Annotated in this window: 5 protein-coding genes and 1 tRNA gene; 5 read left to right on the forward strand and 1 reads right to left on the reverse strand. The window is 42.5% G+C overall.

What is annotated here, in order from left to right; genetic code table 11:
* On the reverse strand, positions 1-215 hold a 215-nt coding region (locus ACCM36_RS11200), incomplete at its 3' end, for a 2-phospho-L-lactate transferase CofD family protein (protein WP_370573850.1).
* An 80-nt stretch (positions 216-295) separates the two neighbouring features.
* Between ACCM36_RS11200 and ACCM36_RS11205 the strand changes: the two genes are divergently transcribed.
* The 5 genes from ACCM36_RS11205 to ACCM36_RS11225 all read left to right on the forward strand — a co-directional run bounded on the left by ACCM36_RS11205 (position 296) and on the right by ACCM36_RS11225 (position 3,963).
* Positions 296-1,492, forward strand: coding sequence for an HD domain-containing protein (locus ACCM36_RS11205; RefSeq protein ID WP_370573851.1), 1,197 nt, complete (start codon positions 296-298; stop codon positions 1,490-1,492).
* A 2-nt stretch (positions 1,493-1,494) separates the two neighbouring features.
* Positions 1,495-1,845, forward strand: coding sequence for a hypothetical protein (locus ACCM36_RS11210; protein WP_370573852.1), 351 nt, complete (start codon positions 1,495-1,497; stop codon positions 1,843-1,845).
* A 4-nt stretch (positions 1,846-1,849) separates the two neighbouring features.
* A complete protein-coding gene (locus ACCM36_RS11215; RefSeq protein WP_370573853.1) occupies positions 1,850-2,401 on the forward strand; it encodes a UbiX family flavin prenyltransferase in 552 nt (183 codons plus the stop codon).
* A gap of 125 nt (positions 2,402-2,526) precedes the next feature.
* Positions 2,527-2,604: transfer RNA gene (locus tag ACCM36_RS11220), tRNA-Pro, on the forward strand.
* Positions 2,605-2,853: 249 nt separating this feature from the next.
* A complete protein-coding gene (locus ACCM36_RS11225; RefSeq protein WP_370573854.1) occupies positions 2,854-3,963 on the forward strand; it encodes a transposase in 1,110 nt (369 codons plus the stop codon).
* The last annotated feature ends 45 nt before the right edge of the window (positions 3,964-4,008 follow it).

Consider the following 4,008-nt stretch of genomic DNA (forward strand, 5'->3'; position numbering starts at 1 on the left):
ATGAAAGTGTCATTCTTAATACCCCACCACTTAGCTGTATCAAGTTTCCCGGAAAAAAGATAGAGCACAGTATCGATATCCGGTGTTACCAGATTACCGGATACCCACATGTCCTCTGCCGTATTCACAACAACAGTGATATCCTCTTCAGGTAGTATTGTCCTGAGTCCTTCAAGAAGTTTGGGAGTCCCGGTCCCTCCGGAAAGTATGAGCATGTATGTCCTCGGTTAAGTTCTAATAGACATTAATTATGATAGAGGAACAGCATTATAGGATGAGGGGATATTTAAATAATATGAAGGTTGTTCGTGACCCCATTCACGGTTACATCGAACTCGATGAGCTCACGCTTTCCCTTATAGATACTCCTCCCATGCAACGCCTGCGCAGGATAAGGCAACTAGGGCTTTCAAATCTTGTGTACCCGGGTGCCAATCACACACGTTTTGAACATTCTCTGGGCGTTATGCATCTTGCTACCACGCTGACAAGGCAGATAGATTCAGTGTCTCAGCAGGAAAAGGATGAACTGAGAGTCGCAGCTTTGCTCCATGATATTGGACATGGTCCTCTTTCTCATGTAACAGAGAGCTTCATTACTCAATATACACGCCAGAAGCATGAAGATGTGCTCCACCTGCTGCGCAAGGGTGAGATCGCGGAAATACTGGATAAACATGGTCTTAGCCCTATGACCATCCAGAAACACATTAAAGGGGAGACTGATCTCGGCAAGATCCTCAGCAGTGAGATCGATGTGGACCGTATGGATTATCTTGTAAGGGATTCGCACTACACTGGTGTCGCATTCGGGCTAGTGGATCATGTCAGGCTCATCCATGAGATGCAGTTCTATGAAGATAAGCTAGTAGTAGGCTCAGGAGGCGTCAAGGCCGCAGAGTCCTTGCTTGTTTCCAGGTTCCTTATGCATCCATCGGTTTACTATCATCATGTATCACGTATAGCGGAAACAATGTGTATTCGGGCCATTGAGGAACTTATTAAGAATAATGCGATCAAACCCACGGAACTGCGGCAGATGGATGATGCACATTTGTTACATATCATGCGTTCTGGCGACGGATATGCCGGCAATCTGGCACGACGCCTTGAAGAACGCAGGCTTTATAAAAGAGCTTTATATGTCGGTTTCGAAGAGGTTACCGAGGGTGTTTTGAAACACAGGTGCAACATCCGCAGGATCGAGACTGAGATAGCAGCTATGGCTGGTATTGATCCCACGGACGTGCTCATAGATATACCTCGTTCTCCGGAGATCCATGAGCTTAAGGCACTTGTGAAGCTCAACGGCAGGATGGTAAGACTGGACGAGGCTTCTTATGTAGTGGCCACTCTTGAGAAAGCTCACTGGGATAACTGGAAAATGGGTGTCTATACGCCAAAGGAGTTCCGTGAGGAAGTGGGAAAGGCCGCAAGAGAGTTCTTCGAGGTAAAAAGGACCACAAAACAGTTCAGGCTCACGGAGCTGTGATCATGATCGAGATCAAAAGAGAAGTAGGGAGGGTGCAACTTTTTCTAAAAGGTGAATCTGTAGGCAAAGATATGTTCTTTGTGCTGTCCGGTGGCAGGGAACACATAGGTGCTGTTGCTATGGGCATCTATGATAGGGAAAGTCATCGTGCTTCAGCCTCGGTGACCAGTGCACCAGGACACAGGGAAGATGAGATTGCCCTACGCGGAGCAAGGAAGATCAGCTCTGCCACCCAAAGTACAACGGTCTTTATGGTCGGTATTCATGTAGACAACATAACTGTTGATGAGATCCAGGCCATTGTGAAGGCTTCCGAGGCAATGATAGACGAGCTTATTGAGATCATAAGGTGAGAAAATGGAAATTGTAGTTGGTATAAGCGGGGCATCAGGCTCTATTTACGGCATCAGACTGCTTGAGATCCTTTCTAAGATGGGCATAGTCACACACCTTGTTATAACCAGGTCGGCAAGTCAGATCATAGAAATAGAGACTGACTATTCAGTTGTGGAGGTAGAGGACATGGCAAGCTATGTGTATGAAGAAAGAGAGTTCACTGCACCCATAGCCAGCGGGTCGCACAGATTCCATGGCATGATCATTGCCCCATGCAGCATGAAGACTGTCGGTTCCATTGCAAACGGCATGTCGGATAATCTACTGGAAAGAACTGCTGATGTGTGCCTCAAAGAAAGACGCAGGCTTGTTATTGTGCCGCGCGAGACACCTTTGAACGAGATACACCTTGAGAACATGCTCAAGCTCACCAGAGCAGGAGCTATAATCCTGCCTGCATGCCCGGGCTTCTATTCCAGGCCGAAGAACATTGATGATCTTGTAAATTCCATTTCCGGGCGCGCCCTGGATCTCGTGGGAATAGACAACGACGTATATAAAAGATGGAAATGAGCTCTTATATCCCATACCTTCATTTTTCTATATTTTGACCATTTTTCTCTGGAGTTTGTATTTTTTGACCAATCTCTTACGGAAGGTTTTTAATCTATAACGTCTATTGCAGTGCTTACCCTCTTGGGATAGTAGGGTAGCCTGGTCCATCCTCGAGCGTTTGGGACGCTTGGACTGCGGTTCAAATCCGCGCTATCCCACCAAATCCTTTTGTTTTCTATACACATGTTTAGATTGTAACTCATGTTTTTTGTTTTGAAGGCTAAATCTTATCATCACTTTTTGATGAACTCTATATTTCTGAATCATCGTCTTTCATTTTTAAAAGCCGTAGGTAGAGGCTGTCTAATTAGAACTTCAGTTTAAAAACCCATTCTTTTTTTCATTAACTCCACTCCTTTTTTTTGGGGGGGGGAGCGGTAACTATAAATACCATAAATTGGGCCCTCCTCATGGCTAAAAAATATATAATGTATGGAGGAGTCCTCTTCGAGGACTCCATAGAAAATTATCTGAACAGAGAAAGCGCCTCAATTTGCCAATTCCTGCACTTTCTCTGCATAGAAGACATTTCAAAGTACGTGGAACGTACTTTTTATACCAACAAAAGTTGGCATTTTAAGTATAGAATCTCATCAATGATAAAACTCTTCATTGCAATGTGTTTTAGACAATTATCTTATGAGAAGACTGTTTCTTCTTTAACCGAAGAAGAAGCTATTCTGCTCTCTTTTTACGATGAGAAAGGATTGATAAAAGTTCCTTCAGGAAAGACATTACATCACTTTGTGAAATATAGATTGGGTGAAGATGGGCTTAAAGAAATAATGATGTTAGTAGGTGAGAATATCCTCAAGCTTGCCCAAATAAAAGAAGCTAAGATCGATTCAACTCCGCTTGAAGCTTCGAGATACGATAAACACGCTCATTACAATCCACACTATCAATGTAAAATGGATAAAGCGCATATTACAATGGTTGGAACATACCCAATATTTATGACCCATACTAATGGTAATGCATCAGATTCTCCTGAACTCATCAAACACATTGAAGCATTGAAAGAAATGAATGCTGATATTGGTTTTTATTCTGCTGACGGAGGTTATGATTCGTTCCAGAATCATGCAGATATCTGGTACCATTTGAATGCAAGGCCAATTATTTCGTATTCTTCAAATGCTGTGGTAAACAAAGAAGGTGAAATTGAAAGAATTGATCACTGGGTTAATAAGAAGTGGAAAAGGGGTGGAGATATACATGCAAAAATCGAAGACAAACTCAAATTCCTCTATGAAAACAGTAGACATGAACAGATAGGAATGTATCTTCGAAATCAAAATATCCGGGATAACTTGTTCATGATCTTCTACAAGAAAAGAGTAGAATGTGAACCAACACACAGACATATGAAAAATACGGTTAAATTCGACATCAGAAAAGTAAGAGTAGAGAGTAGAGGGCTCTACTCTCTACTGAGCTTTGTAGCATATCAGTTTTTGATTGTTACAGAGCTACAAAATAGTTTACAAATGAAAAATTCATTTGGTAGGTTATTTTGACAAAATATTGTCTAATTAGAAAAGGAGTTGTTGGAGCTAATTAGA

Origin of the sequence: Methanomethylovorans sp. (genome assembly GCF_041305605.1) — an archaeon.
GTDB lineage: Archaea > Halobacteriota > Methanosarcinia > Methanosarcinales > Methanosarcinaceae > Methanomethylovorans.